Raw genomic sequence first — 26,257 nt, forward strand, 5'->3', positions numbered from 1 at the left:
GGCGACGCGCCAGCCGATTACTACGAGGATCCCGTTCGTCATCACGTAGATCACGGTAGGACCGTGCGTCGTTCTGAGTCAAACTCCGGACCACGCCGTCCCACATCATGGGAACGCACAGGTGGTGACGGACGTCTCACCGACTACTGCCCGGTAGACCCGACGCCGCGTTCACCGTGGCCGTGTTGGCACAATGGATGTGTGCCGACTGATTCCAGCGACCCCGCCGCCTCGACACCCGACGACTCGGCGGAGATCCCCTATCCCGTGGTCTTCCGCATCAACCGTGTCGCCTACTTCACGGTGCCGATGGTCGCGCTCGTGGTGGTCCTGCTGCTCGGCGCGTCGTACTGGTTCGCCTTCCTCTTCGTCGCCCCGGTGGCTCTGTACATGTGGATCCACCGCCTCCGCACGGTCGTCACCGAGGACGGAGTGCGCGCGGTCGGCGCCCTGTCCACGACCGAACTCCCCTGGTCCGAGATCGCCGGCCTGCAGTTCCCCAAGTGGAGCTCGGTGCGTGCGGTCCGCCCCGACGGTGAGCGGGTCAAGTTGCCCGCCATCGGTTTTCGCGATCTCCCGGTGCTGAACGTGGTCAGCAAGGGCCGCATCCCGGATCCGTTCGAGGCCGCCGCAAACCGCGACAAGTAGGCCCGACCCGTCCCCGGCGGCACAGAATCGTCGCTGCGCGAACGGCTTTGACACCGACACCAGCCGATAGGCTCGTCGGGTGACGTACGCGATGCTCGACGCGAACCAACTCGACGACCTGATCTCCGACGGTCAACTCGGAGCGGCCGCGACCGCGCTGTCCGCACTGCCCGCCGGTGACATCGCCGCGCTCCTCGACCGTCTGTCCCACCAGGCGCGGGGCGTGGCCTTCCGTCTCCTCCCGAAGGATCTCGCCGTCGAGGTCTTCGACGATCTCTCCGCGGGCTCCCAGCGTCGGCTCATCGACGATCTCGGGACGGCCGAGGTGGTGGCGGCGTTCGACCACCTCGACCCCGACGACCGTGCAGAACTCCTCGACGAACTGCCCGCCGGCGTCGCCCGCGCACTCATCCAGCAACTCACCCCCGCCGAACGCGACGTCACCGCCGTCGTGCTCGGCTACCCGCGCGGTTCGGTCGGGCGTCGGATGAGTCCCGAGTTCGTCCACGCCCGACGCGACGAGACCGCGGGTGCCGCACTCACCCGGGTCAAGGACCGCGGCCACGCCGCCGAGACGATCTACACCGTGCCGGTCCTCGACGTCGCGCGGTCCCTGTGCGGCGTCGTCAGCCTCCGCGACCTTCTCCTCGCGGAACCCGACGAACCCATCGCCGACCTGATGAGCAGGCCGATGTTCGCGCACGCCGACGACGACGCCGAGGCCACCGCCCAACGATGCGTCGACCGCGGCATTCTCGCGATGCCGGTCGTCGATCGCGACAACCGGCTGGTCGGCGTCCTCACCATCGACGACGCGGTCGAGGTCGTCGAACAGGCCCGCGACACCGACGAGGCCCGTGCCGGCGCCCGCGAGCCGCTCCGCGAGCCGTACCTCCATGCATCGATCCTGTCGATCACCCGCGCCCGCATCGTGTGGCTGTTCGTCCTCGCGGTGTCGGCGATCCTCACCGTCAACGTCCTGGAGATCTTCGAGGGCACCCTCGAGCAGAAGGTCGCCCTCGCGCTGTTCATCCCACTGCTGACCGGCATCGGCGGCAACACCGGATCGCAGGCCGCGACGACCGTGACTCGTGCCCTTGCGACCGACGACGTCACCACTCGCGACGTCGTCCGGGTCGCCGCCAAGGAGGTCCGGGTCGGGCTGACCATGGGATCGCTGCTCGGCGTCGTCGGGTTCGCCGTCGCCGCACTGGTCTACGGCGTCGACATCGGTGGGGTGATCGGGCTGACGATCGTGTCGATCTGCACGATGGCGGCGACCGTCGGCGGCGTGATGCCGCTCGTCGCGAAATCCATCCGGGTGGACCCCGCCGTCTTCTCCACCCCGTTCATCTCGACGTTCTGCGACGCGACCGGCCTGATCGTCTACTTCTCCATCGCCAAGGCGGTTCTGGGAATCTGAGGTCACCACCGGAGCACCGGGGGCACGTCCGAATCGTTTTGTTTCCGCATGTCACAGCGGAGTAGCCTGGTCTCTCGGCGACTCGCGACGCCCACCCTCAGCGTGCGACGCCGTTCAACCCAGGTCCCGGGACCACACAGCCCGAGTGAGACAAACCCCCGGGATCGCGGTGTTGACGCCAAGAGTCCGACGCGGAGAACGACTTCGGCCCAGCAGCGCCCGAAGCCGTTCGACGACGCCGACTCTGCCCGACCCGACGATCGATATTGAGGAACCCATGCCAGCCTTGAGGTCACGCACCACCACCGTCGGCCGCGAAGCCGCCGGAGCACGCTCCCTGTGGCGCGCCACCGGTATGACCGACGACGATTTCGGCAAGCCCATCGTGGCGATCGCCAACTCGTACACGCAGTTCGTGCCGGGCCATGTGCACCTCAAGGATGTCGGCGACATCGTCGCCGACGCAGTGCGGGCCGCGGGCGGCGTCCCGCGTGAGTTCCACACCATCGCCGTCGACGACGGCATCGCGATGGGTCACGGCGGCATGCTCTACTCGCTGCCGTCCCGCGAGATCATCGCCGACTCCGTCGAATACATGGTCAACGCCCACACCGCCGACGCGCTGGTGTGCATCTCCAACTGCGACAAGATCACCCCCGGCATGCTCAATGCCGCGATGCGCCTGAACATCCCGACCGTCTTCGTGTCCGGCGGTCCGATGGAGGCCGGCAAGGCAGTCGTCGTCGACGGCGTCGCCCAGGCCCCCACCGACCTGATCACCGCGATCTCCGCCTCCGCGAACAGCGACGTGGACGAGGACGGGCTGAGCGAGGTCGAGCGGTCCGCCTGCCCGACCTGTGGCTCGTGCTCGGGCATGTTCACCGCCAACTCGATGAACTGCCTCACCGAGGCCCTCGGACTCGCCCTGCCGGGCAACGGGTCCACGCTGGCCACCCACGAGGCGCGTCGTGCGCTGTTCGAGCGCGCCGGCAAGGTCGTCATCGACGCCGCGAACCGCTGGTACCGCGAGGACGACGCATCGGTGCTGCCGCGCAGCATCGCGACCCCGACCGCCTTCCGGAACGCGATGGCGCTCGACGTCGCGATGGGCGGCTCGACCAACACCGTGCTGCACATCCTCGCCGCGGCGCAGGAGGGCGAGGTCGCCGACTTCGATCTGTCGACCATCGACGAGATCAGCCGCAACGTTCCCTGCCTGTCGAAGGTCTCCCCCAACTCCGACTACCACATGGAGGATGTCCACCGGGCCGGCGGAATCCCCGCGATCCTCGGGGAGCTCCGCCGTGCCGGACTGCTCGACGACACCACCTCGACCGTGTACAGCCCGACCCTGGCCCAGGCCCTCGACGACTGGGACATCCGCGGCGGCAAGGCGACCGACGAGGCCGTCGAACTGTTCCACGCCGCGCCGGGTGGCGTGCGCACCACGACCCCGTTCTCCACGGCCAACCGCTGGAGTTCGCTCGACACCGACGCCGCCGGCGGCTGTATCCGCGACCTCGAGCACGCGTACACCGTCGAAGGTGGGCTGTGCGTCCTGCGCGGCAACCTCGCTCCCGACGGCGCCGTGCTCAAGACCGCGGGCATCGACGAGGACCTGTGGCACTTCGAGGGTCCGGCCCGCGTGGTCGAGAGCCAGGAAGAGGCCGTTCAGGTCATCCTGTCGAAGACCATCCAGGCCGGCGAGGTGCTCGTCGTCCGCTACGAGGGCCCCGCGGGCGGGCCGGGCATGCAGGAGATGTTGCACCCGACCGCCTTCATGAAGGGCACCGGCATGGGCAAGAAGTGCGCCCTCATCACCGACGGCCGGTTCTCCGGCGGATCGTCGGGTCTGTCGGTCGGCCACATGTCGCCGGAGGCGGCGTCGGGTGGTGCGATCGGACTCGTCGAGGACGGCGATCAGATCCTCATCGACGTCAAGACCCGTCGCCTCGAGGTGCTCGTCGACGACGAGGTGCTCGCCGAGCGCCGCGCGAAGATGGAGGCCTCCGAGCGTCCGTGGCAGCCGAAGGACCGCGAGCGCACCGTCACCACCGCGCTGCGCGCCTACGCGAAGCTCGCGACCTCGGCCGACAAGGGCGCGGTCCGTCAGGTCGACTGACCACTGAACAACGAGTGCGGGGTGCGTACCGGATGTCGGTACGCACCCCGCACTGTTGTCTGTGCGCGGAGCTCAGTTCAGCGGATTGGTCCCGTTCGCCAGGATCCACACGGCGACGGCTGCACCGATGCCGACGATCAGCCACACGAACGACCCGACGAAGGGTCGGCGTGCCCAGCCGCGCGGGTAGTCCAGTGAGTACAGGCCCGGCCCGGTGAGGATGACCGCGGCCGCGGTGGCCGCGAGGAACAGCTCGTACTCCGCTCCCTGTGCGGCGGCGAAGAACTCGAAGCCGCCGGCCGCGGACACCCGGTACGCCGCGGCGACGAGCATCGTGCCCAGGATGGCCGAGGCGCCGATCGGGGTGAGGAGGCCGAGGATGACCATGAGGCCGCCGACCGTCTCCGCGAGTGCGCCGACGATGGCGAGGATCTGCGCATAGTCGGCGTTGAATCCGCCGTCGACGAGCATCTGCTCGAAACCGCTGAGACGCGGCCCGTTCCACAGTCCGAACAGCTTCTGCAGTCCGTGCGCGCCGACGAAACCGCCGAGCGCGATGCGCAGCAGCAACAGGCCGAGGTCGAGGGTGCCGCGTCGGGACTTCGCGAGCGCGTCTTCGAGGTCGTCGTCGGCGACCGATTTGGTTTCGTACTCGTCCTCGGGAGTCCGGTTCCGGCGACGACCGAACAGGCTCCTGCGCTCCGGCTCGTCGTCGAGCAGGGCGGTGTCCGCGGCGCTCGAATCGGCCGGGTTCGCGCTGTAGCGGCCGGCGGTGTCGTCTTCGTCGAGGAAGTCGTAGCGAGCGGCGCCGACCGGCGGCAACGCGGGTTCGGGCCGGGTCGCGGTGTCGTCGGCGGGGATGTCGCCGGCGTCGGAACCGGCTGCCGCGCGACGCTCGAATGCGACGGTCGGTTCGACATCGGGCTCCGACGCGTGCGGGGCTTCCGGCGTGCGGGGAGTTTCCGGGGCCTTCGAGGATTCCGGGACGCGCGGGGGTACGGGGACGGGTGTGGCCGGCGGCTTGTCCGCACTCCCCTTGGTCTGTCGGGTCTCCACGTCGCCGGGGTCGATGTCGTCCAGGTCGTCGACCCGCGCATACGGTGCCGGCCGCCGCGCGTGCCGGTTGTAGAAGTCATCGCGATCGACCTCGGGCCGCGGTGCGGGGGTCGGCGGATGATCCTGGACCGGGATCTGGCCGGTCGGCTCGTCGTAGGGGCTCATCGCGGGCGGGCTCGACGTATCGGGCTCCCTGGCGCTCGGCGTGTCGCGTTCGCTCACAAGCCCGACTCTAGAGGCTCGCGGGGTGCGGTCCCCGCACCCCGGCGGGGTGAGTCGGCACACCATTACTGTGGACGCCATGTGGAAGGGGCGGCCGACAGGCCGAATGCTGGTGGCCGTTCTGGCGGTGATCGCGCTCACCGTGGGCGGCTGCGCGAACTTCACCGAACAGGACCGTCAGCGGGAGGCCGGCGCGTTCAGTCCCAACAACCGTCCGAGCGGTCAGGCCGAGCCGACGCCACCGCCGGAGACGCCGCGGGACACCCAGCCACCGCCCACCGGTCCGTGCGTCGACCCCGACCCCGCGGTGATCGCGACCTGCCTCGCGTCGACGGGCGGGGTGATGCCCGGTGACGAGCAGGGTGAGGTCACGGTGGTCGCCGAACGCACCACCGGAAAGATCATCACCACCAAGCGTTATGGCCCCGAACGGGTCCTCGGTCAGGCACCCGTCGACGCCTCGGGCGACGGCGGACTCATCGATTTCGCCTTCTCCCCCACCTACTCCCAGGACCGTCTGATCTACGCACTGATCACGACGCCGTCGGACAACCGGATCGTGCGGCTGGCGCCCGACGATGTGCCGAAGCCGATCCTCACCGGAATCCCCAAGGGCGCCACCGGGAACATGGGCTCGATGTATTTCCGCACGCCCACCGAACTCGTGGTGGCCACGGGCGACGCCGGGAACCCCGCGGCCGCCGACGACCCGTCGTCGCTGGCCGGAAAGCTGTTGCTGGTGACCTCGTTCACCTCGGGTGTCAGCCCGCGCCCGCGAATCCTGGCCTCCGGCTTCGGATCATCGGTCGCACTGTGCCCCAACGAGTCCTCCGGCACCATCTATGTCGCCGACCAGACGGCGACCGAGGACCGTGTGCAGGTCATCGAAGAGGGCGGCCCCAAGGTCCTGTGGACGTGGCCCGACAAGCCGCAGATCGCCGGATGCGGTGTCGCGGGCGGCAGCATCTTCGTCTCGACGACCCGCACCCAGCGCATCGAGGGCATCCGCGAACCCACCCTCGAGGACCCGACGATCACACCGCCGGTCGTCGCGCTCGAGAAGCGCTACGGCGCGCTCGGCCGAATGGCGGCCCTGCCCAACGGACTCCTGCAGGTGGCCACGGTCAACAAGCAGGCCGGCAATCCGAAGCCGACCGACGACCGCGTGTTCCGCTTCCTCCCGCAGGGCGGCGGCAACGACCGGACCTGACCGGGCGCCAACGCTCCCTGAGCGCTGATGACCGGCGAACCTCATCTCGACTCGCAGACTTCGATCGAAGTCTGCCGGTGGAGCTGACGTCTGCCGGTCGTCGCTGTCGCTCCTCACGCCTCGCAGCGGAGGTGGCGTCTACGAGCAGGCGGCGAGGACGAGTTCCTTGACGCGCGCCGGGTCGGCCTGTCCGCGGGTGGCCTTCATGACGTCGCCGACGATCTTGCCTGCGGCCTGGACCTTGCCGCCGCGGATCTTCTCGGCGATGTCGGGGTTGGCGGCGAGTGCGTCGTCGACGGCCTTCTGCAGTGCGGAGTCGTCGCGGACGACCTCGAGGCCGCGGTCGGCGACGATCTGCTTCGGCTCGCCCTCACCGTCGAGCACCGCGGTGGCGACCTGCTGGGCGAGCTTGGTGGTCAGCTTGCCCTCGTCGACGAGTCCGATGATCTCGGCGACCTGCGCCGGCGTGATGGCGAGACCGTCGAGTTCGACGCCCCGCGAATTGGCCTGCTGCGCAAGGAACGACACCCACCAGCCGCGGGCGGCCTCGGGTGAGGCACCGGCGTCGACGGTCGCGATGATGAGGTCGACGGCGCCGACGTTGACCAGGTCGCGCATGACCTCGTCGGAGACACCCCACTCCTCCTGGATGCGGGCACGGCGCAGCCACGGCAGCTCGGGCAGGGTGGCGCGCAGCTCTTCGATCCACGCCGCATCCGGCTGCACCGGAGGCAGATCGGGCTCCGGGAAGTAGCGGTAGTCCTCGGCGGTCTCCTTGCGACGACCGGCCGACGTGGTGCCGTCGGTCTCGTGGAAGTGGCGGGTCTCCTGCACGATCTCGCCACCGGCCTGCAGGATCGCTGCCTGACGGCGCATCTCGTAGCGGACGGCGATCTCGACGCTCTTGAGCGAGTTGACGTTCTTGGTCTCGGTACGGGTCCCGAACTCGCTCGCGCCCTTGGCCATCAGGGACAGGTTCACGTCGCAGCGCATCGAGCCCTGGTCCATTCGCACGTCCGACACGTCGAGGGACTTGAGCAGGTCGCGCAGCGCGGTCACGTACGCGCGTGCGACCTCGGGAGCACGGTCCCCCGCACCGACGATGGGTCGGGTGACGATCTCGACGAGCGGGACGCCTGCGCGGTTGTAGTCGAGCAGCGAGTGGCTCGCACCGTGGATACGACCGGTGGCGCCGCCGATGTGCAGCGACTTGCCGGTGTCCTCCTCCATGTGTGCGCGCTCGATCTCGACGCGCCACGTGGTGCCGTCGGCGAGCAGGACATCGAGGTAGCCGTCGTATGAGGTGGGCTCGTCGTACTGCGAGATCTGGTAGTTCTTCGGCTGGTCCGGGTAGAAGTAGTTCTTCCGCGCGAACTTACTCGACGGCCGGATCGAGCAGTTCAGTGCCAGGCCGATGCGGATCGCGGACTCGACGGCCTTGGCGTTGGCGACCGGGAGCGATCCGGGCAGGCCGATGCACACCGGGCACACCTGGGTATTGGGCTCGGCGCCGAAGTCGGTCGGGCATCCGCAGAACATCTTGGTCGCGGTACCCAGCTCGACGTGCACCTCGAGGCCCATCACCGGATCGAAAGCGGCGATGACCTCGTCGTACTCCAACAGTTCGACGGCGGCGGAAGTCATGGCTGCCAGTTTATGCGGCGATATCCCAGGGGAACGTTCAGGGTGATCACCGATGCCGGGAACGGGTCGGCGGACCTACCGTCGTAGACATCAGTTCACCGACCCACATCACCTCGATCAGCAGGGAGACCCCGATGACCACCGCACAGCCCGCTTCGTCCGCCCCGCGACTGACGCGCTCCCGTTCGAACGCCTGGCTGGGTGGCGTCTGCGGCGGCATCGCCGAACGCTGGGGCTGGGACCCGACCCTGGTCCGCGTCCTGTTCGTGCTGTCGATGCTGCTCCCCGGCCCGCAGGTCCTGATCTACCTGGCACTGTGGATCGTCATTCCGCGCGAGCCGGTCCCCGCGACGGCAGTCGCATCGGTCTAGCAGTCGTGCCGGTCTAGCCGAAGATGACCCGGATCTCCTGGTACTGATCCTGCGGGACGGTCTTCAGCTCGCCGAGCGCCTCGTCGAAGGTGATCCGGTCGATCCGGGTGCCGTGCAGGGCGACCATCTGACCCCAGCCCTTCTCGGCGACCAGGTCGGCGGTCGCCATACCCATGCGGGTGGCGAGGACGCGGTCGTAGGCCGACGGCACGCCGCCGCGCTGGATGTGGCCGAGCACGGTGGCCCGCGTCTCGATGCCGGTGCGCTCCTCGATGAGCGGGGCCAGCACCTCGCCGACGCCGCCGAGCCGCGGACGGTTGAAGCCGTCGAGGCCCTTGGTGGAGTACGCCTCCGTCATCTCGGGGAGTTTGAACCCCTCGGCGACGACGACCATCGGCGAACGGCCGCGGGCCTTGACGCTGGTCACCCACGCGCAGATCTGGTCGAGACTTTCGGGGTTCTCCGGGATGAGGATCACGTGCGCACCGCCGGCGATACCCGAGTGCAGCGCGATCCAGCCGGCGTGGCGGCCCATGACCTCGAGCACCATGCATCGCTTGTGCGAGTTGCCGGTGGTGCGCAGGCGGTCGATGGCCTCGGTCGCGATCTCGACGGCGGTGTTGAACCCGAACGTGTAGTCGGTGGCGTCGATGTCGTTGTCGATGGTCTTGGGCACGCCGACGATGTTGATGCCGTCGTCGAACAGACGCTTCGACGCCGCGGCCGTGCCGTCGCCGCCGATCGCGATCACCCCGTCGATACCGAGGTTCTTGAGCACCTTCTTGATGTTGTCGGGACCACCGTCGGGTTCGGTGTAGGGCCCGAATCGGCTCGTGCCGAGAATCGTTCCGCCCTCGTGGGACAGACCGCGGACCGTCGAGCGGTTCAACTCCATGATGTCGCCGTAGACGAGACCCGCCCAGCCGTCCTTGAAGCCGACGAACTCGTGACCGTAGACGGTTTCACCCTTGAGCACCGCACCGCGGATGACGGCGTTCAGGCCGGGGCAGTCACCACCGGAGGTGAGAATGCCGAATCTCTTGGCCATGTGGTGAGACCCTCCCTCTCGAACGCGACGAACACACCCAATCTAGTGCGCGGGTGCCCTGCCCGCTGAGCACGAATTCACTTGATGCCGTTCTCGTAGGCGAATACGACCGCCTGCGCGCGGTCCCGCAGTCGCAGCTTGCCCAGGAGACTACTCACGTGGGTCTTGACGGTCTGTTCGGTGACGTAGAGGTCGGCGCCGATCTCGGCGTTCGACTTGCCGTCGGCCACCAGGTCCAGCACCTCCCGCTCCCGCGGGGTGAGGTGTTCCAGCGCCGGGTTCCGGGCGGGGCGTCGACGCCGGGCGGTCACCTCGGTGATGAGCCGCTTGGTGATCGACTGCGCGAGCAGGGCCTCACCGGCGGCGACCACCCGCACCGCACGCACGAGTTCGTCGGCCGGCGCGTCCTTGAGCAGGAACCCCGATGCGCCGATCCGCAAGGCCTCGTAGACGTAGTCGTCGATGTCGAAAGTGGTGAGCATCAGCACGCGGGTCGGCGGTTCGAGTCCCGCCGACAGGATCTGTTCGGCCGCCCAGAGTCCGTCCTTGCGTGGCATCCGCACGTCCATCAGGACGACGTCGGGCCGCGCACGCTTGCACACCTCGACCGCCTCGACACCGTCGGCGGCGTCCCCGAGCACAGACAGGTCGGACTGAGCGGCGAGGAGGGCCGAGAAGCCTTGTCGGACCATCGCCTGGTCGTCGGCGATGACGACGGTGATCGGGCGGGAGCTGCCCTGTGCTTGTAGCGGTTCCGCGTTGATCGGCACGCCTGACACGCTACTGGTCGGAGGCCGGTGAGGGGACCTTCGGCGTCGTTACGGACCGGGCCGCGTCGGGCAGGATGCCGTCCCGTGGCGGTGTCGCCGGGATACGCGCGCGCACCGCGAACCCGCCCTCGACCGTCGGTGCCGCGAGGAGCGAACCGCCCACTGTCTGAGCACGTTCGAGCATTCCGGGGATGCCGACGCCGTTACCGCCGATCCCGAGGGGCGCCGCCGTCGGAGCCGAGTTGACCACGGCCACCTCGACCGTGCCGTGTTCCCCCGGGGTGACGCTCACCAGGGTGCGGCTGCCCGGCGCGTGCCGGGTGGCGTTGGCGAGCGACTCCTGGACGATCCGGTAGATGACGAGTGCCGCCGACTCACCGACCATCTCATCGTCGACCTCCCGGTTCAGGGTGACCTCGGAGCCGGCCCGACGGGTCTCGTCGACGAGCGACTCGACCTGCGCCAGTCCCGGATTGGGGGCCGCGACGGTCTCGGCACCCTCGATCCGCAACACCCCGAGCAGCTGCCGCACCTCGTCGAGCGAGGTCCGGGCGGCGTCGGCGATGGCGTCGAATTCGACTGCCGCAGCGGGTGAGACGTCGTCGATCCGGTACCGCGCGGTCTGCGACATGACGACGACCATCGACATCCGGTGAGCCACCACGTCGTGCAGGTCGCGGGCGATGCGTGCACGCTCCTGCAACACTGCGGATTCCGCCTCCGCCTCCTCGGTCTGTTTCGTGCGCACGGCGAGTTGCCGTCGTGACGCCATCAGTCCGCGGAGCAGTGTCACGACCACCGCGAGCACCGAGATCCCGACGATCCACGCCGGGTGAACCGCATAGGCGACGACGAGGGAGGTCGTCAGCCACACCACCGGTATCCACCGCAGCTGGCAGCGGAGCATGACCATGAAGGTCAGCACGAGCAACTCGATGAAGTGAGTGACCTGGATGGTCAGCTCCCACCCGCTGTGCGTCGGCACGATCAAGCCGATGACCTGAGCCGAGACCACCGAGATCGCCCAGCCGACCAGTGGCGCCGACCAGGCGAGCGCGATCGGCAGTGCCGCGAACGCCGCGACAAGAGGCAGTAGGAAGACGGGCACGGCATGCGTGACGGGCAGCGTCGGCCAGGCGATCGAGTACATGATCAAGGCGACGACGAAGAAGAACCAGTTGACCCGTTTGGAGAAGTAGGCACGCACCGCGGGGTCCTGGGCGATGGGCGCGGTGGACGCCCAGTCAACGAAGTCGCCGCCGGCCGCGCGCAGATGCTTGCGTAAACCGAACATGAGGTTCACCCTAGGCCCGGTGAGGACCGGCAGTCCTCATACTTTCGGGGGAGATGCACTCGTTCCCGAGTGGTGTCCGCACTCCGGATCCCCGCCCCGACCGGTGAGCGGGAACCGCCCGTCGGAGCGATGTGGCCAGGCGGTTGCGCTCCCTAGCGTCAATGCCCATGAACCCTTCAGGTCCACTGCGGAAATGTCCTTCGGCCAACACTTCTCAACTCACCGATCATGCCGGTCGCACACGCCCACGACGTCCGCACCGCTGGCTGGTCGCCGCACTGACACTGACCTTTCTCCTTGCCGGACAGTGGATGTCGACGGCGCACGCGGTCGCCGGTGACGTCATTTCGACCATGGGTGTGGTCGTCCCCGACCCGGAGGACGCCGACAACCCGTACGCCGCCGCCGTCGTGGCGCTGACGGGGCCTGCCCCGGCCACGACGATGGGCGTCCTGCCCGCGACCTTCGACGTGCACATAGGTTACACGCCGGCCGTCGTGGCGGGTGTGCCCAGCGACCCGAACGGCGACTGCTCCTCCCCGGTACCGCTCCCCGACCGGTTCACACCGCTCTGCCGCACACATGATCTCGGTTACGACCTGCTGCGCGCGGCGGCCACCGACGGTCGTCCACTGGGCTCGTGGGCGCGGTTCGCCCTGGACCGCATGCTGATCGACGCGATGCAGCGCTCGTGCAGCAACCCGGCGTGCGACGCCGCGGCACGCGTCGCCCGGATCGGCTTGTCCTGGAACACCTGGCGTCAGTTCGGCGGACCGCCGACCCGGCACGAATCGATCCCGCAACTGGTGTCCACCACGGTCGAACGCGCACTCGTCGACCGGCACCCCCGCACCGGGACCACCACCGAGGAGCTCTCGTGATGGCCTCGCCCGCACCAACGTCGGCGCACACCGGGCGACACCTGCCTCACCCTGTCCTCGTGATCAGCGTCGTCGTCGCATATCTCGTCGCCCTCCACCCTGGCACACTTCCGCGCGATGCGATGACGACCACGGTCGTGACGACCGGCGTCACGGCACTGGGCGCGGTCATCGGAATGCTGTTGGCGCGATGGGTATCCCGACGCCACGGGCAACCGGATGGGCAGACACGACGCGACGTCCTCGGTGTCGGCGTGCTGGTCGCGGCCGGCGGTGCGGGACTGGCAGTGTGGTGGCAGAACCTGATCCGTGCTGCCGTCGGTGCACTGCCGGTCGGCCCCGACTGGTGGGCGGGCGCCACGCTCGCACCCGTCGCGGTCGTTGCCGCAACCGTGGTCGTCCCTCGTGTCACCGCGGTCATCGCGGCGGCGGCGGTCGCGCTCACCGCGGGCCTCCTCACCCCAGCCTCTGCGGGTGCCGACGAAGGACAACCGCTGCCGCGTACCGTCTCCGAATCCGGGACACTGCTGCGCGGGGAGCTCTCGGCACCGGAATTCGAGCGTCCGGCAACACGATTGGTGAAGACGTGGCTGGGCGCCGACGGACTGTCGGCGCGGGCGGTGATCGTGGCCGTCCCCACCGGATCGGGCTGGGTCGACCCGGCCGCGGTCACCGGCTTCGTCGACCGCTTCGGCGCCGACGTCCGAATCCTGGTGCTCCCCTACGCCGACGTCCCGTCGTGGCAGGCGTTCATCTCCGACGACGCCGCGGCGACGGAGTCGTCGATCGCGCTGGTTCGCGAGGTCGCGGAGGTGTTGCAGGGCCGACCCGCTGGTGACCGGCCCCTGCTGGTGCTCTACGGCCAGAGCCTGGGCGCGGTCGGCGCCGACGCCGCCCGCACCTGGCTCGAGGACCGCCACCCGGGACTGCTCGCCGAGACCGTGCTGACCGCACCGCCCGCCGAGACGGTGGCCGCGGAGTCGGACTCACCGCGGGTCGTCGTGGCCAATCGCACCGATCCGGTGATCCGGTGGTCGCTCAGCTCGCTGTGGCGTCCCGCGACGACGCCGGACGGGACCGTACTCGGCGGACCGAGGGTGCCCCAGGTCCCCTGGCTGCCGGTGATCAGCTTCCTGCAGACCAGCGTCGACCTGCTGGCCGCACTCGACGGGCCCACCGGCGTCGGACACCGCTACGGGGTGGAGCAGGCGCATTGGGTTACCGGCCTGCCGCGATGACCTCAGATGATCGCGCCGCGAGCCGCCTCATACGACGCGCCGACGCGGTAGAGCCGATCGTCGGCGAGGGCGGGCGCCATGATCTGCAGGCCGACGGGCATGCCGTCGTCCTCGGACAGACCCGACGGCACCGACATCGAGCCGATCCCGGCCAGGTTCACCGGCAGTGTGCAGAGGTCGAACAGGTACATCGCCAGCGGGTCGTCGACCTTCTCCCCGATCGGGAAGGCGGTGGTCGGCGTGGTCGGCGAGATCAGCACGTCGACCTTCTCGAAGGCGTTGGTGAAGTCGCGCGAGATCAGGGTGCGGACCTTCTGTGCCTGACCGTAGTAGGCGTCGTAGTAACCCGACGACAGCGCATAGGTGCCGATCATGATGCGGCGCTTGACCTCTGGTCCGAACCCGGCCTCGCGGGACAGTGCCATCACCTCGTCGGCCGAATGCGAACCGTCGTCGCCGACACGCAGGCCGTATCGCATGGCGTCGAAGCGTGCGAGGTTCGACGACACCTCCGAGGGGAGGATCAGGTAGTAGGCGCCGAGCGCGTAGGTGAAGTGCGGGCAGCTGACCTCGACGACCTCGGCGCCGCGCTCGGTGAGGAGCTTGACGGCCTGGTGGAACGAGTCGAGCACGCCCGACTGGTAGCCCTCGCCCTGCAGTTCGGTGACGACGCCGATCTTGACACCCTTGAGGTCCTGCTCGGCACCTTCGCGGGCGGCGGCGACCACGTCGGGCACCGGGACGTTGATCGACGTCGAGTCGCGCGGGTCGTGCCCGGCGATGACCTCGTGCAGCATCGCGGTGTCGAGAACTGTACGACCACACGGGCCACCCTGGTCCAGCGACGACGCACAGGCGACGAGTCCGTAGCGCGAGACGGTTCCGTAGGTGGGTTTGACGCCGACGGTCGCGGTGACCGCGGCCGGCTGACGGATGGAGCCACCGGTGTCGGTGCCGATCGCCAGCGGCGCCTCGTACGCGGCCAGTGCCGCGGCGCTGCCACCACCCGAGCCACCCGGGATCTTGGTGGGGTCCCACGGGTTTCGGGTCAGCTGGTAGGCGGAGTTCTCGGTCGAGCTGCCCATGGCGAACTCGTCCATGTTGGTCTTGCCCAGGATCGGGATGCCCGCGGCGCGGAGACGTTCGGTGACCGCGGCGTCGTAGGGCGGCACCCATCCCTCGAGGATCTTGGAACCGCACGTGGTGGGGGCGTCGGTGGTGGTGAAGACGTCCTTGAGCGCGATGGGCACACCGGCGAGCGACGACACCGCGTCGCCCGAGGCGATCGCATCGTCGGCAGCCTTGGCGGCGACGAGCGCCTCGGCGCCGCTGACATGCAGGAAGGCACCGAGCTCACCGTCGACCTCGGCGATGCGATCGAGGTGTGCCTGCGTGACCTCCACCGAACTGACCTCGCGGGTCGCGATCTTGGTGGCGAGTTCGGCGGCGGACAGACCGGTCAGGTCACCGGCGGGACGAGGCGCTGCGGCGTGCGACGCGGGGCTCACTGCTCTTCTCCCAGGATCTGCGGAACGGCGAAACGGTCCTGCTCGACGGCCGGCGCACCGGACAGCGCGGCGTCGGTGCTCAGACCGGGCACGACGACGTCGGGGCGCAGCACGTTGGCGAGCTCGGCCGGATGGGCGGTGCCGGGCACGTCGTCGGCAGCCACCTCGGACACCGATGCGACGTGGGTCAGGATGGAGTCCAGCTGCTTGGCGTAGACATCGAGTTCGTCCTCGCTCAGCGCCAGTCGCGACAATCGCGCCAGGTGCGCGACCTCTTCTCGCGATATGGACTTCGGTTCGCCAGCCACCGTCATCGCCCTTTCTCACCATCACTTGCTCGGGAATGAATGCCCACCGCGGCGCCTTCGCGACGCAGATGTGCCTCTCCAGCCTATGGGAACGCGCCGATCCGACTCACTTCAGCCACCGTTTGCACGCCCGGGCTCGGTCCGCCCCTCCCCGGCGGTGCGCGCCCGACCCTCACGAGTGCGAGAATGGCCCACGTGTCTTACCTGTTGCGCGTCTACCTCGAGGACCGTCCCGGCAGTCTCGGCGTGCTCGCCGTGCAACTCGGTTCGGTCGGTGCAGACATCCTGTCTCTCGAGGTGGTCGAACGCGGCAACGGTTACGCCGTCGACGACCTCGTCGTCGAGGTCCCGCCGGGCTCACTGCCCGACAGCCTGATCACGGCCGCCGAGAAGGTCAACGGCGTCCGGGTGGATTCCATCCGCCCGTACTCCGGTGTGCTCGACACCCATCGTGAACTCGAACTCGTCGACCAGGTCGCCACCGCCAAGCGCAACGACCGGCTCCAGGTCCTCGTCGACAACGCCCCGCGCGTACTGCGGGTGTCGTGGGCGATGGTCATCACCAAGGCCAGCGGCGGCGTACTGCAGCTGTTCGGTTCCTCCGGGGCGCCGGAAACCCCGCTCACCCGGGCCGACTGGCTCCCGCTGGAGCATGCGGCACAGCTCGACGCGGAGGGCGACTGGGTACCGGATGCCTGGCAGGACATGGACACCCGACTCGCCGCGGTGCCCATCGGCTCCAACGACAAGGCGGTCCTGCTCGGCCGCATCGGCGGACCCGATTTTCGGCCATCCGAGGTCGCCCGGCTCGGCTACCTGGCAGGCATCGTCAGTACGGTGTTGCGCGCCGACGGATAGCGCGATGATGGAGCCATGACCTCCATCACGCTCGTGCAGGGAGACATCACCCTTCAGTCGGTCGACGCGATCGTCAACGCCGCCAATTCGACGCTGCTCGGCGGCGGCGGGGTCGACGGGGCCATCCACCGTCGCGGGGGTCCCGCGATTCTCGCCGAGTGCAAGGACCTCCGGGCCGGTCGCTACAAGCGCGGTCTACCGGTCGGCGAGGCGGTCGCCACCACTGCGGGCGATCTGGACGCACGCTGGGTCATCCACACCGTCGGGCCGGTGCACTCTTACGACGAGGACCGTTCCGAGTTCCTGATCTCCTGCTATCGCGAATCTCTGCGTGTCGCAGACGAATTGGGTGCATCGACGATCGCCTTCCCGGCCATCTCGACCGGCGTCTACGGCTGGCCGATGGACGACGGCGCACGCCGGGCGGTCGACACGGTCCGGTCCGCCGACACCATGATGACGGAGATCCGGTTCGTGTTGTTCGACCCGCGGGCATATCGCGCCTTCGACAAGGCGCTGAACGGTTGACGCTGCCTGCTCTTCGTGGCAGTGCTACCAAGCGAACGCATCACCGATCTGCCGGCCGCGTCTGGCGGTGACCCCGTCTACTCAGGACTGCCGGTCTCCAGCAGTCGCTTGAACGCGTCCTCGTCGAGTACCGGGACGCCGAGTTGTTCGGCCTTGTCGGCCTTGCTTCCCGGCGAATCGCCGACGACCACGTAGTCGGTCTTCTTCGACACCGAACCCGACGCCTTGCCCCCGCGCTGCAGGATCGCCTCTTTGGCGCCGTCACGGGAGAAGTCCACCAGCGATCCGGTCACGACGATGGTCTTGCCCTCGAGCGTTCGCGCGATCGACTCGTCACGCTCGTCCTTCATCAAAACGCCTGCCGCACGCCACTTCTCGACGATCTCGCGATGCCAGTCGACGGTGAACCAGTCGTGGATCGATTGTGCGAGGGTCATGCCGAGGCCCTCGACGTCGGCCAGTTGTTCGACGTCGGCGGATTCGATGGCCTCCAGCGAGCCGAACTCGGTGGCCAGCGCGCGCGCGGCAGTGGGACCGACATGGCGGATCGACAGACCCACCAGCACCCGCCACAGCGCGACGTCCTTGGCCTTGTCGAGGTTGGCCAGCAAACGGTTTCCGTTCGCCGACAGCGCGCCGGCCTTCGTCGTGAACAGATCGGTGCGGGCGAGATCGTCGGCGGTGATGGAGAACAGGTCTCCTTCGTTGCGGATCACCTTGGCCGACAGCAGCGCGGTCGCCGCCTCGTAGCCGAGCGCCTCGATGTCGAAAGAGCCGCGCCCGGCGAGGTGAAAGAGCCGCTCCCGCAACTGTGCCGGGCAACTCTCCTGATTCGGGCACCGGACGTCGACGTCGGATTCCTTCTCCGGACGTAACGGCGTACCGCATTCCGGGCAGCGCTCGGGCATCTCGAACTCGACCTCGGAGCCGTCGCGCAGGTCGACGACCGGTCCGAGGACCTCGGGGATCACGTCGCCGGCCTTGCGAATGGTCACGGTGTCGCCGATGAGGACGCCCTTGCGCTTGACCTCCGAGCCGTTGTGCAGGGTGGCCCGGGAGACGGTCGAGCCGGCGACGAGGACCGGTTCGAGCACCGCGAACGGTGTGACGCGACCGGTGCGTCCGACGCCGACCTGGATGTCGCGCAGCTTGGTGGTGGCCTCCTCCGGTGGGTACTTGTAGGCGATCGCCCATCGCGGTGCACGCGAGGTGGAACCGAGGCGGCGCTGCAGGGTGAAGTCGTCGACCTTGACCACGATGCCGTCGATCTCGTGCTCGACGTCGTGACGGTGCTCGCCCCAGTAGGAGATCTTCTCGAGGATCTCGGCAGCGCCCGAAGCCTTGGTGGTGTGCGTCGACACCGGTAGCCCCCATGCACCGAGCGCGAGATACGCATCATGCAGCGACTCCGGCCGCCAGCCCTCGGTGTGACCGATACCGTGACAGATCATCCGCAGTTTGCGACGAGCCGTGACCTGCGGGTTCTTCTGACGCAGCGAACCGGCCGCCGAATTGCGGGGATTGGCGAACGGCGGCTTGCCGTCGGCCACCAGGGACGCGTTGAGCGCCTCGAAATCCTCCCCCCGGAAGAAGACCTCGCCGCGCACCTCGAGGACGTCCGGGATCGGGTACTCGTCGGAGGCCGTGAGGCGCTGCGGGATGTCCTCGATGGTGCGGGCGTTGAGGGAGACGTCCTCGCCGGTGCGCCCGTCGCCGCGGGTGACACCGCGTTCCAAGACACCGTTGCGATACACCAGCGCCAGCGCGACCCCGTCGATCTTGAGTTCGCAGAGGAACTCGGCCTCGACGCCGGCGTCGGAGTTGACCCGCTCGACCCAGGAGGTCATCTCCTCGTAGTCGAAGACGTTGTCCAGCGACATCATCCGCTCGAGATGGTCGACCGGGGAGAATGCGGTCGAGAAACCACCGCCGACGAGCTTGGTCGGCGAATCGGGGGTGGCGAGCTCGGGATGGCGCTCCTCGAGATCCTGCAGGCGGCGCAGCAGCTCGTCGAACTCGCCGTCGGTGATGACCGGCGCATCCTTCACGTAGTAACGGAACTGATGGTCGCGGATCTCCTCGGCGAGAGCCGCCCACTCCTCGCGCAGGTCTGCCTCGGGTCCCGACTGCTCGATGGCCCCCGACTCCGTTGTTTCTGCCACGTCCCGAGGGTATCGGAGTGCTCGGACAGGCTCGCCTCTCTGCTCCCTGAGGAGCCCGGAGCCTGCGGAGGGCGTCTCGAAGGGTCAGCCGTCGAGCTTGGCCAGGGACCGTTTCGGCGCGACGTGCCGGTAGCTGGCATCGAGGAGTTCGGCGACCTCGTCCCACTCCGTGTCACCGTCGAGGATCAGTCCGAGCCACCCGTAGGGGCCGTAGTAGGCGGGTACGTAGAACCGCGGGTCCTCTTCGAGCGCGGGTTTCTCCGCCTCGTCGGGAATGAACAGGATCGACTGGTCGTGACGGACCTTGCCACCCTTGAGACCGCCGCCGTAGTTGGCGAACATCTAGCCGCACCGGAACGTCGGGCGGCCGTGTGCGACGACCTCGGTGGCGTCGAGAAGCGCGAGGGCGATCTCGCGGACGCGACCCAGGATCGGGTCGGCGTCGTCGAACATGATCGGATGCGGCCCCTCGCAGGATAGTTCCGCCGGACGCGAAATCTCGTCCCCCTCAGTGACTGTCGAGGGCAACTTGCCCTCGGGTGCCTGTCACGGGGACGAGAATCCGGGGGTATGTGTGGGTCTGAGTCTTCCGAGCACCTCGCCGCCGGTCACGGGAGAGTCTCGGGGCATGCCCTCAAATCCACAGAACCTCAGCCGTCGAGCTTGGCCAGGGAGCGCTTCGGCGCGACCTGCCGGTAGCTCGCGTCGAGGAGTTCGGCGACCTCGTCCCAGTCGGTGGTGTCCTCGAGGATCAGGCCCAGCCAGCCGTAGGGGCCGTAGTAGGCGGGCACGAAGAACCGCGGGTCCTCCTCAAGGGCCGGTTTCTCCGACTCGTCGGGAATGAACAGGATCGACTGGTCATAGCGGACCTTGCCACCCTTGAGGCCGCCGCCGTAGTTGGCGAACATCTTGCCGCACCGGAACGTCGGGCGACCGTGCGCGACGACCTCGGTGGCGTCGGGCAGCGCGAGCGCGATCTCGCGGACGCGACCCAGGATCGGGTCCGCGTCGTCGAACATGATCGGATGCGGCACCCTCGCAGGATAGTTCCGGCAGGCGGCGTTCCGCAGAGCTTCCAGGGCACCGGCTCCAGGAGGTCAGAGCGCGGTCGGGTCGGTGCCGAGCAGCTGACCCGCTTCGGCGGTCACCGCGAGAGCCTTTTTCGCCCAGCTCTCCGACGCCCCGGCGAGACCGCAGGTCGGTGTGACGATGACGTTCTCGGACAACACTTTTCGGTTGAGTCCGATGCGGTCGGCGATGGCGGCGAGGTCGGTCGCGACGGTGTCGGCGTTCACCGGTCGCTTAGGCGCGGTGGACGGGATTCGGCCGGCCACGAGGATGTCCCCGCGGTCGATGAGCATCCCGATGCCGTCGAGGTCGGCGTCGGTGGGTGCGGTGACGTCGATCGAGTACGCCACGCCCCGAAGGTGTTCGAGGAGGTCCCAGCGGGGCCGGTTGCAGTCGTGGAGCACCACCGGCGCGTCGACGTGTTCGATGAGTTCGGTGAGGGCCCGCGCCGCCTCGACGGCGGGGACCGCCCGGATCGGGTCGAACCGGGTGAGGGGCTTGACGGTTCCGTCGATGACTCGACCGATCATCGGCTCGTCGATCTGGACGACGACCTGTGCGCCGAGGCGGCGCTTGATCTCGCCGACGTGTTCAAGGAGCCCTTCGGCAGTCGACGCGACGATGTCGCGGACCGCTCCCGGATCCTTCAGCACGCGATGGCCGTTCGGCAGTTCTACAGAAGCCGAGGTGGTGAACGGACCGGCGACCTGGACCTTGAACGGACGCCCGGTACCGACGAATCCCGCTGTCTCCCATAGCTCCTCGACGACGTCGAGATCCTCCTTGAGGAAGTCGCGGGCGCGGCGGGTCAGTTGCGATTCCCGTTGCGCCAGACGGTATCCCCAGGTCGCGGTGTCCATCGGGAGGTCCACGAGGATCGCGGCCATCCGGCCGATCAGATCCGAACCCGCCCCGCGACCGGGGAGTTCGACGAGGTGTGCGAGGTCGAGCTCACCGTTGACCACGGCGGCCGCCGCGCGCGGATCGGTGCCGGGCATCGAGCCCACGCCGGTTCCGACGCCGGTGGGCAGGCCTGGTGTGGTCACCGAGTCGCGACGGCGGTCGGCTGCGACGAGGTGGACGCGATCCGCCCGCATCCCACGACCTGGTCGCCGTGCTCCGCGTCCGGCAGGTACAGCACGGCGGCCTGACCGCGTGCGACGCCGGTCAGCGGTTCGTGCAGGGCGATGTCGATCGCGGGTTCGCCGGCGACGATGGTCGGGGTCGCGGTGACGGGTGCGAGCCCGCCGTGTGCACGCACCTGGACCACGGCCTCGAACGGCTCGTCGGGGGTGATGCCCGACGTCCACACCGCACGGGTCGCGGTGATGCCCCAGACCTGCAGGTCCTCGGCGGTGCCGACCGTGACGGTGCCCGACGCCGGGTCGATCTCGGTGACGTAGCGCGGCTTGCCGTCGGCTGCGGGCGCATCGATGCCGAGGCCCTTGCGCTGTCCGATGGTGAAGCCGTGGACTCCTTCGTGGTCGGCGAGGCGCTCGCCGGAGGAGGCGTCGACGACCGCGCCCGGACGGATGCCGATCTTGGCACCGAGGAAGGCGCGGGTGTCGCCGCTGGGGATGAAGCAGATGTCGTGCGAGTCGGGCTTGTCGGCCACCGCGAGACCGCGGCGTGCCGCCTCCGCCCGGATCTCGGCCTTCGGGGTGTCACCGATCGGGAACAGCGCGCGGGACAGCTGCTCGCGCGTCAGGACGGCCAGCACGTAGGACTGGTCCTTGTCGTGGTCGACGGCGCGACGCAGCTCGCCGTCGACGAGCTGCGCATAGTGACCGGTGGCGAGGGCGTCGAAGCCGAGGGCGATCGCCTTGTCGGCGAGCGCGGCGAACTTGATCTTCTCGTTGCACGTCAGGCAGGGGTTGGGGGTGCGTCCGGCGGCGTAGGCCTCGACGAATTCGTCGATGACGTCGTCCTTGAACCGGTCGGCGAAATCCCAGACGTAGAAAGGGATTCCGAGCACGTCCGCGGCGCGGCGGGCGTCCGAGGCGTCCTCCCGCGAGCAACAGCCGCGCGATCCGGTGCGCAGGGCTCCGGGCGCGGTGGAGAGAGCGAGGTGGACGCCGACGACCTCGTGCCCGGCGTCGACGGCACGTGCCGCCGCGACCGCCGAGTCGACGCCGCCGCTCATTGCTGCGAGTACGCGCATCACGAGACCTTTCCGCCGGGTGCGGAGACGAGGCCGGCGGCGCGAGCTCGATCCACGACCTCGTCGATGACCTGCGCCACCGCGTCGATGTCGGCGTCGGTGGTCGTGTGGGAGAGCGAGAACCGCAGCGACGACCGGGCGTCGGCCATGTCGAGCCCCATCGCGAGCAGCACATGGCTGGCCTGCGCGACACCCGCCGTGCAGGCGGAACCGGTGGAGCATTCGATGCCCTTGGCGTCGAGCAGCATGAGCAGAGAGTCGCCCTCGCAGCCGATGAAGGAGACGTGGACGTTTCCCGGAAGCCGTGCATCTGGTGCGGCGCCGTTGCGTACCGCCCCTTCGACACCGAGCAGGGTCTCGGAGAGCCGCGACGCCAGGGCGCGCACGCGGGCGGTGTTCTCCTCCAGGTGTTCGACGCACCAGGTCAGCGCGGCGGCCATGCCGGCGGCGCCGGCGACATCCTGGGTTCCCGACCGCACGTCCCGTTCGTGGCCGCCGCCGTGCTGCAGCGGGACGCAGGCGACCTCGCGGCCGAGCAGCAGCGCGCCGACGCCCTGCGGACCGCCGAACTTGTGGGCGGCGAGGCTCAGCGCGGACAGTCCGCTGGCGGCGAAGTCGACCGGCAGGTGGCCGACGGCCTGGATGGCATCGGAGTGCACCGGTACGCCGAACTCGGCTCCGAGCGCGGCGATCTCGGCGATGGGCTGGATGGAACCCACCTCGTTGTTGGCCCACATGACCGAGATGAGGGCCGTCTGGTCGGCGTTTGCCTCGAGTTCGGCCCGGAGCTCGGCGGGTGAGACCACGCCGTCGGCGCCGACCGGCAGCACCACGAGTTCTGCGCCGGCGTCGGCCGCGAGCCACTGGGCGGGATCGAGGACCGCGTGGTGCTCCACCGCCGACACGATGATGCGGCGACGCTGCTCATCGGCGCGGCGACGGGCCCAGTAGATGCCCTTGATCGCGAGGTTGTCCGATTCGGTGCCGCCGCCGGTGAAGATGACCTCCGACGGACGTGCACCGACGGCCGCGGCGATCGCCTCGCGCGCCTCCTCGAGGCGGCGTCGGGCGGTTCGGCCGGAACCGTGCAGTGACGAGGCGTTGCCCGGGGCACCGAAGACAGCGGTCATCGCCTCGACGGCTTCGGGCAGCATCTGCGTCGAAGCGGCGTGGTCGAGGTAGACGGATGTGCGCGGCGGCACTCGGGTTGACAGGGGCATCGCTAGCAAGGATAAACGCGCGGCGGACGTCGACAAATTCCGCGACTTGTGAGCGCTGTGTGCACGCGCTGGTCATCGGGCGCCCGACCACCCGACCAGACCCCGCGGCCGCCTTCTCGGACGTCTCAGACGCGTTCGAGGTAGAAGTACAGGTGCCGTCCGTCGATGACGCCGCCCTTGCCGTTCATGATGCCCATGACGGTGGTGTCGTCGACGCGCTTGAAGTGATCGATGACCGGCTGGCCGTCGTAGACCATCGACGCGGTGATCTCCCCGCGGAACTCGACCGCCCACAGGCTCGCCTCACCCTTGCCGAGCTTGACGTTGGAGAACAGCTTGCCGTTCTCGTCACGGCAGACCAGCGGCTGCACATCGCTGCGCGAGGTGAAGGTCTTGCCGAACCAGTTGGCCTTCGCCAGCATCCCGTTGATGGCGTGGCCGGTGGTGAACTCACCGCCCTTCCAGGCGCCGAGCATCTCCTCGGGACGCAGCGTCGCCAGTCCTGCCCACACGGTGTCGAGGACCGCGTCGTCGACGAGCCCTTCCGCTTCCCGCAGTTCGAAGAACTTGGCGCGGGCCGCTTCTCGGGTCAGGGTGGACGTCATCGTCGGACTCCTTCGACATACGGCGATCTCCTCGGCCGCGTGCGCGGCCGCTTGCGAAGGAACCTATATCAGAGAACGTTCGATGTCACTTTCCGCGGCGCTCAACACACGCTCGCAACGCCGGGCCAGTTCGCGACGGTCGGCGCCCGGCACCTCGGCGTGTTCGAGGCGGACGACCACCGTCAGTCCGCGGGCCCGCAGCACCCGGCGCAAGGTGTCGAGCGGTGAGTCGTCGCCGATGAAGCTCGGGGCCGTCGCGGCACGCCCGTCGGGCCCGAGGAACCGTAGGCGAACCGGGAACACCGGCACCCCGGCGTCGACCGCCGCCTGGAAGAACGCGGGCCGGAACGCACCGCCGGTCCGGCCGCAGAAGGTTGTCCCCTCCGGGAACACGATCACCGACGATCCGGTTGCCAGGCGCGCGGAGACCTCACCCACTGCCGCCGGGAGTCCGCGCAGCGTCCCACGGTCTACCGCGATCACCCCGAACCGGCGCGCGAGCCCGGCCACCACCGGCATGTCGACGACGTCGGACTTCGCCACCACCGGTGCCGGGCTGACGAGAGCCAGCGCGAGGACGTCGAGAAAGGAGATGTGGTTGGCGACGATGAGTCCGGTTGCGCGCGGATCCCTCCGCCGGTCGTCGACGACGACCCTGATGCCGAGCGCGGCGAGCAGCGGACCCGCGGCCCGCGCACGCAGGGCTCGTCGGGGCCGCCTCCGGAGCCGCGCCATCGTCCCGTCGGCAATGGGTGTCGCGACGATCCAGCCGGCGATCGCGGCCAGACGACACAACCGCCCACCGGTGACCACGGCGTCGGCTGCCCGCCTCTCGGCCCGCGGACCGAGGCAGGCATGCCCGCAGGTGCTCACCGGGAACCACGGGTGACGCTCCACCGGCATGATGGTCACCGCGGTCAGGCCCCTGCCGAGCCGAGACGCTGGGCACTCGATCGCAGGCGGTCGAGATAGCGCCGGTTGGCGCCCTCCCGGTCGATGAGGGTGAGGAAGTCCGCGACATCGAAGACGTCGTCGACGGCGGGCTCACCACAGATACGGGCGCCCATCCGCAGGTATCCGCGCATCAGGGGCGGCATCCCGATGGTGTCCGACGGCGTGATGTCGTCGAGGAGCCGCCCACCGATGCGTGCTGGCGTCAGCGGGGTGACTCGTCGATCGGCGTCGGCATATTCCTCGCGCAGGCGGTCGCGGACGGCGCGCAGCACGGACCCGGGCATCCACTCCCCCGGGCTGTGCAGCGGCACCGACACGCAACCCATCAGGTACCGGTAGCCCGCGAGATCCATGTATTGCAGCAGGGCCGCCCACATGAGGGCGGTGACCGATCCGTCACGATGCCTGCCGTCCACGCAGGCGCGCCCCAGTTCGACTGTCTCGGAGAAGATGTCGGCCAATCGACTCAGGTCGAACTCGGTGGATGAGTACCAGCCGCCGGCGGCGATCGCACGCGGAGGTGCCAGCAGCCGTGCGCACCCGATGACGCCGTGGTCGTCGTGCCGCACGACGAGGTGCTCACAGAACTCGTCGAACCGGTCGGCGTCGCAGCCGGTGGTCGCGTCGCCGATACGGTCGGAGAAGCCGGGCTCATCGGCGAAGACCCGGTAGCGAAGTCGTTGGGCGGCAAGGATGTCGGCCGCGTCGTCGGACACCAGCACCCGCACGGGTCCGGCGGTCAGCAGGGTGGCCGAGACGGCGGAATCGGTTGCCGCGGCGGTGGCGATGGACTGTAGAGCGTTCATGCCCCGTATGAAAGCCACCGCCGGCGTCGCCACGACCACGGCCGCGTGACGTGTCGGGGCGATCCGGATGAACACGTGCCGCTCCGGCGACCTCGGGTGAACGGGCCGCGAACGCACGGTGGCCCCCGACGCGAACGTCAGGGGCCACCGGG

The 26,257-nt window shown here is 69.0% G+C and carries 24 protein-coding genes and 1 pseudogene; 9 read left to right on the forward strand and 16 right to left on the reverse strand.

Annotation, left to right across the window (positions count from 1 at the left end):
* Positions 1–201: 201 nt before the first annotated feature.
* From PWF70_RS16505 to ilvD, 3 genes are all read left to right on the forward strand, one after another.
* Positions 202–648, forward strand: coding sequence for a PH domain-containing protein (locus tag PWF70_RS16505; protein ID WP_006359384.1), 447 nt, complete (start codon positions 202–204; stop codon positions 646–648).
* A gap of 79 nt (positions 649–727) precedes the next feature.
* Positions 728–2,071 (forward strand): magnesium transporter, encoded by a 1,344-nt coding sequence (gene mgtE, locus PWF70_RS16510; protein WP_035751250.1) that lies wholly within the window; start codon positions 728–730, stop codon positions 2,069–2,071.
* Between the two features lie 277 nt (positions 2,072–2,348).
* Complete coding sequence (gene ilvD / locus PWF70_RS16515) at positions 2,349–4,193, forward strand: dihydroxy-acid dehydratase (RefSeq protein ID WP_006359387.1); 1,845 nt, start codon at positions 2,349–2,351, stop codon at positions 4,191–4,193.
* Between the two features lie 72 nt (positions 4,194–4,265).
* Here the strand turns inward: ilvD and PWF70_RS16520 are convergent, their stop codons facing one another.
* Positions 4,266–5,471 (reverse strand): DoxX family protein, encoded by a 1,206-nt coding sequence (locus PWF70_RS16520; protein ID WP_035751249.1) that lies wholly within the window; start codon positions 5,469–5,471, stop codon positions 4,266–4,268.
* A gap of 106 nt (positions 5,472–5,577) precedes the next feature.
* Between PWF70_RS16520 and PWF70_RS16525 the strand changes: the two genes are divergently transcribed.
* Positions 5,578–6,681 carry a PQQ-dependent sugar dehydrogenase gene (locus tag PWF70_RS16525; protein WP_006359389.1) on the forward strand — a complete coding sequence of 368 codons (1,104 nt, stop codon included), beginning with the start codon at positions 5,578–5,580 and terminating at the stop codon, positions 6,679–6,681.
* A 138-nt stretch (positions 6,682–6,819) separates the two neighbouring features.
* On the opposite strand, the gene gatB is transcribed toward PWF70_RS16525, so the two are convergent.
* The gene (gatB, locus tag PWF70_RS16530) at positions 6,820–8,325 is read right to left on the reverse strand and encodes an Asp-tRNA(Asn)/Glu-tRNA(Gln) amidotransferase subunit GatB (protein ID WP_127962737.1); all 1,506 of its coding nucleotides are present in this window, start codon (positions 8,323–8,325) and stop codon (positions 6,820–6,822) included.
* Between the two features lie 134 nt (positions 8,326–8,459).
* On the opposite strand from gatB, the gene PWF70_RS16535 reads away from it, so the two are divergent.
* The gene (locus PWF70_RS16535; RefSeq protein ID WP_075863818.1) at positions 8,460–8,696 is read left to right on the forward strand and encodes a PspC domain-containing protein; all 237 of its coding nucleotides are present in this window, start codon (positions 8,460–8,462) and stop codon (positions 8,694–8,696) included.
* A gap of 13 nt (positions 8,697–8,709) precedes the next feature.
* Here the strand turns inward: PWF70_RS16535 and PWF70_RS16540 are convergent, their stop codons facing one another.
* The 3 genes from PWF70_RS16540 to PWF70_RS16550 form a co-directional block, all read right to left on the reverse strand.
* Positions 8,710–9,744, reverse strand: coding sequence for a 6-phosphofructokinase (locus PWF70_RS16540; RefSeq protein ID WP_006359392.1), 1,035 nt, complete (start codon positions 9,742–9,744; stop codon positions 8,710–8,712).
* 77 nt (positions 9,745–9,821) lie between these two features.
* Entirely contained in the window at positions 9,822–10,514 is a 693-nt protein-coding gene (locus tag PWF70_RS16545) for a response regulator (RefSeq protein WP_279958008.1), read from the reverse strand.
* A 10-nt stretch (positions 10,515–10,524) separates the two neighbouring features.
* Complete coding sequence (locus PWF70_RS16550; RefSeq protein ID WP_279958007.1) at positions 10,525–11,808, reverse strand: sensor histidine kinase; 1,284 nt, start codon at positions 11,806–11,808, stop codon at positions 10,525–10,527.
* 167 nt (positions 11,809–11,975) lie between these two features.
* On the opposite strand from PWF70_RS16550, the gene PWF70_RS16555 reads away from it, so the two are divergent.
* Complete coding sequence (locus PWF70_RS16555; protein WP_279957757.1) at positions 11,976–12,689, forward strand: hypothetical protein; 714 nt, start codon at positions 11,976–11,978, stop codon at positions 12,687–12,689.
* Positions 12,690–12,748: 59 nt separating this feature from the next.
* Complete coding sequence (locus PWF70_RS16560; protein WP_308218282.1) at positions 12,749–13,927, forward strand: alpha/beta-hydrolase family protein; 1,179 nt, start codon at positions 12,749–12,751, stop codon at positions 13,925–13,927.
* 2 nt (positions 13,928–13,929) lie between these two features.
* Here the strand turns inward: PWF70_RS16560 and gatA are convergent, their stop codons facing one another.
* On the reverse strand, positions 13,930–15,435 hold the full coding sequence (gene gatA / locus PWF70_RS16565) for an Asp-tRNA(Asn)/Glu-tRNA(Gln) amidotransferase subunit GatA (protein WP_035751243.1): 1,506 nt from the start codon (positions 15,433–15,435) through the stop codon (positions 13,930–13,932).
* On the reverse strand, positions 15,432–15,743 hold the full coding sequence (gene gatC, locus PWF70_RS16570) for an Asp-tRNA(Asn)/Glu-tRNA(Gln) amidotransferase subunit GatC (protein WP_006438859.1): 312 nt from the start codon (positions 15,741–15,743) through the stop codon (positions 15,432–15,434). The genes gatA and gatC overlap by 4 nt, the downstream gene beginning before the upstream one ends.
* A 186-nt stretch (positions 15,744–15,929) precedes the next feature.
* Between gatC and PWF70_RS16575 the strand changes: the two genes are divergently transcribed.
* On the forward strand, positions 15,930–16,601 hold the full coding sequence (locus PWF70_RS16575; RefSeq protein WP_286352660.1) for an ACT domain-containing protein: 672 nt from the start codon (positions 15,930–15,932) through the stop codon (positions 16,599–16,601).
* A 15-nt stretch (positions 16,602–16,616) separates the two neighbouring features.
* Positions 16,617–17,129, forward strand: coding sequence for an O-acetyl-ADP-ribose deacetylase (locus tag PWF70_RS16580; protein WP_035751242.1), 513 nt, complete (start codon positions 16,617–16,619; stop codon positions 17,127–17,129).
* A gap of 77 nt (positions 17,130–17,206) precedes the next feature.
* Here PWF70_RS16580 and ligA read toward each other — a convergent pair whose 3' ends face one another.
* The 9 genes and pseudogenes from ligA to PWF70_RS16625 all read right to left on the reverse strand — a co-directional run bounded on the left by ligA (position 17,207) and on the right by PWF70_RS16625 (position 26,180).
* The gene (gene ligA / locus PWF70_RS16585; protein ID WP_241548777.1) at positions 17,207–19,291 is read right to left on the reverse strand and encodes an NAD-dependent DNA ligase LigA; all 2,085 of its coding nucleotides are present in this window, start codon (positions 19,289–19,291) and stop codon (positions 17,207–17,209) included.
* 84 nt (positions 19,292–19,375) lie between these two features.
* A pseudogene (locus PWF70_RS16590) lies at positions 19,376–19,744 on the reverse strand (MmcQ/YjbR family DNA-binding protein).
* A gap of 197 nt (positions 19,745–19,941) precedes the next feature.
* Positions 19,942–20,325 (reverse strand): MmcQ/YjbR family DNA-binding protein, encoded by a 384-nt coding sequence (locus tag PWF70_RS16595; RefSeq protein WP_006359403.1) that lies wholly within the window; start codon positions 20,323–20,325, stop codon positions 19,942–19,944.
* Between the two features lie 63 nt (positions 20,326–20,388).
* Positions 20,389–21,456, reverse strand: a complete 1,068-nt coding sequence (locus PWF70_RS16600; protein WP_286352661.1) for a uroporphyrinogen decarboxylase/cobalamine-independent methonine synthase family protein — start codon at positions 21,454–21,456, stop codon at positions 20,389–20,391.
* A complete protein-coding gene (mnmA, locus tag PWF70_RS16605) occupies positions 21,402–22,520 on the reverse strand; it encodes a tRNA 2-thiouridine(34) synthase MnmA (protein WP_035751239.1) in 1,119 nt (372 codons plus the stop codon). The genes PWF70_RS16600 and mnmA overlap by 55 nt, the downstream gene beginning before the upstream one ends.
* Positions 22,520–23,740 carry a cysteine desulfurase family protein gene (locus tag PWF70_RS16610; protein ID WP_155225411.1) on the reverse strand — a complete coding sequence of 407 codons (1,221 nt, stop codon included), beginning with the start codon at positions 23,738–23,740 and terminating at the stop codon, positions 22,520–22,522. Before PWF70_RS16610 ends, mnmA begins: the two co-directional genes overlap by 1 nt.
* Before the next feature lie 125 nt (positions 23,741–23,865).
* Complete coding sequence (locus PWF70_RS16615; protein ID WP_006359407.1) at positions 23,866–24,345, reverse strand: DUF4334 domain-containing protein; 480 nt, start codon at positions 24,343–24,345, stop codon at positions 23,866–23,868.
* Between the two features lie 63 nt (positions 24,346–24,408).
* Positions 24,409–25,248, reverse strand: coding sequence for a lysophospholipid acyltransferase family protein (locus PWF70_RS16620; RefSeq protein ID WP_035751361.1), 840 nt, complete (start codon positions 25,246–25,248; stop codon positions 24,409–24,411).
* Between the two features lie 14 nt (positions 25,249–25,262).
* Entirely contained in the window at positions 25,263–26,180 is a 918-nt protein-coding gene (locus PWF70_RS16625) for a GNAT family N-acetyltransferase (protein WP_035751236.1), read from the reverse strand.
* Positions 26,181–26,257 lie beyond the last annotated feature (77 nt).

Origin of the sequence: Gordonia sp. Swx-4, from assembly GCF_030316175.1 — a bacterium.
Lineage (GTDB): Bacteria > Actinomycetota > Actinomycetes > Mycobacteriales > Mycobacteriaceae > Gordonia > Gordonia alkanivorans.

What these genes read in the sequence shown, in the direction of transcription:
- ilvD (WP_006359387.1), top strand. Translation starts at nt 2,349, where the DNA reads ATGCCAGCCTTGAGGTCACGCACCACCACCGTCGGCCGCGAAGCCGCC.
- PWF70_RS16525 (WP_006359389.1), top strand. Translation starts at nt 5,578, where the DNA reads ATGCTGGTGGCCGTTCTGGCGGTGATCGCGCTCACCGTGGGCGGCTGC.
- gatB (WP_127962737.1), bottom strand. Translation starts at nt 8,325, where the DNA reads ATGACTTCCGCCGCCGTCGAACTGTTGGAGTACGACGAGGTCATCGCC.
- PWF70_RS16535 (WP_075863818.1), top strand. Translation starts at nt 8,460, where the DNA reads ATGACCACCGCACAGCCCGCTTCGTCCGCCCCGCGACTGACGCGCTCC.
- PWF70_RS16540 (WP_006359392.1), bottom strand. Translation starts at nt 9,744, where the DNA reads ATGGCCAAGAGATTCGGCATTCTCACCTCCGGTGGTGACTGCCCCGGC.
- PWF70_RS16550 (WP_279958007.1), bottom strand. Translation starts at nt 11,808, where the DNA reads ATGTTCGGTTTACGCAAGCATCTGCGCGCGGCCGGCGGCGACTTCGTT.
- PWF70_RS16555 (WP_279957757.1), top strand. Translation starts at nt 11,976, where the DNA reads ATGAACCCTTCAGGTCCACTGCGGAAATGTCCTTCGGCCAACACTTCT.
- PWF70_RS16575 (WP_286352660.1), top strand. Translation starts at nt 15,930, where the DNA reads ATGGCCCACGTGTCTTACCTGTTGCGCGTCTACCTCGAGGACCGTCCC.
- PWF70_RS16580 (WP_035751242.1), top strand. Translation starts at nt 16,617, where the DNA reads ATGACCTCCATCACGCTCGTGCAGGGAGACATCACCCTTCAGTCGGTC.
- PWF70_RS16600 (WP_286352661.1), bottom strand. Translation starts at nt 21,456, where the DNA reads ATGCGGGCGGATCGCGTCCACCTCGTCGCAGCCGACCGCCGTCGCGAC.
- mnmA (WP_035751239.1), bottom strand. Translation starts at nt 22,520, where the DNA reads ATGCGCGTACTCGCAGCAATGAGCGGCGGCGTCGACTCGGCGGTCGCG.
- PWF70_RS16610 (WP_155225411.1), bottom strand. Translation starts at nt 23,740, where the DNA reads ATGCCCCTGTCAACCCGAGTGCCGCCGCGCACATCCGTCTACCTCGAC.
- PWF70_RS16615 (WP_006359407.1), bottom strand. Translation starts at nt 24,345, where the DNA reads ATGACGTCCACCCTGACCCGAGAAGCGGCCCGCGCCAAGTTCTTCGAA.
- PWF70_RS16620 (WP_035751361.1), bottom strand. Translation starts at nt 25,248, where the DNA reads ATGCCGGTGGAGCGTCACCCGTGGTTCCCGGTGAGCACCTGCGGGCAT.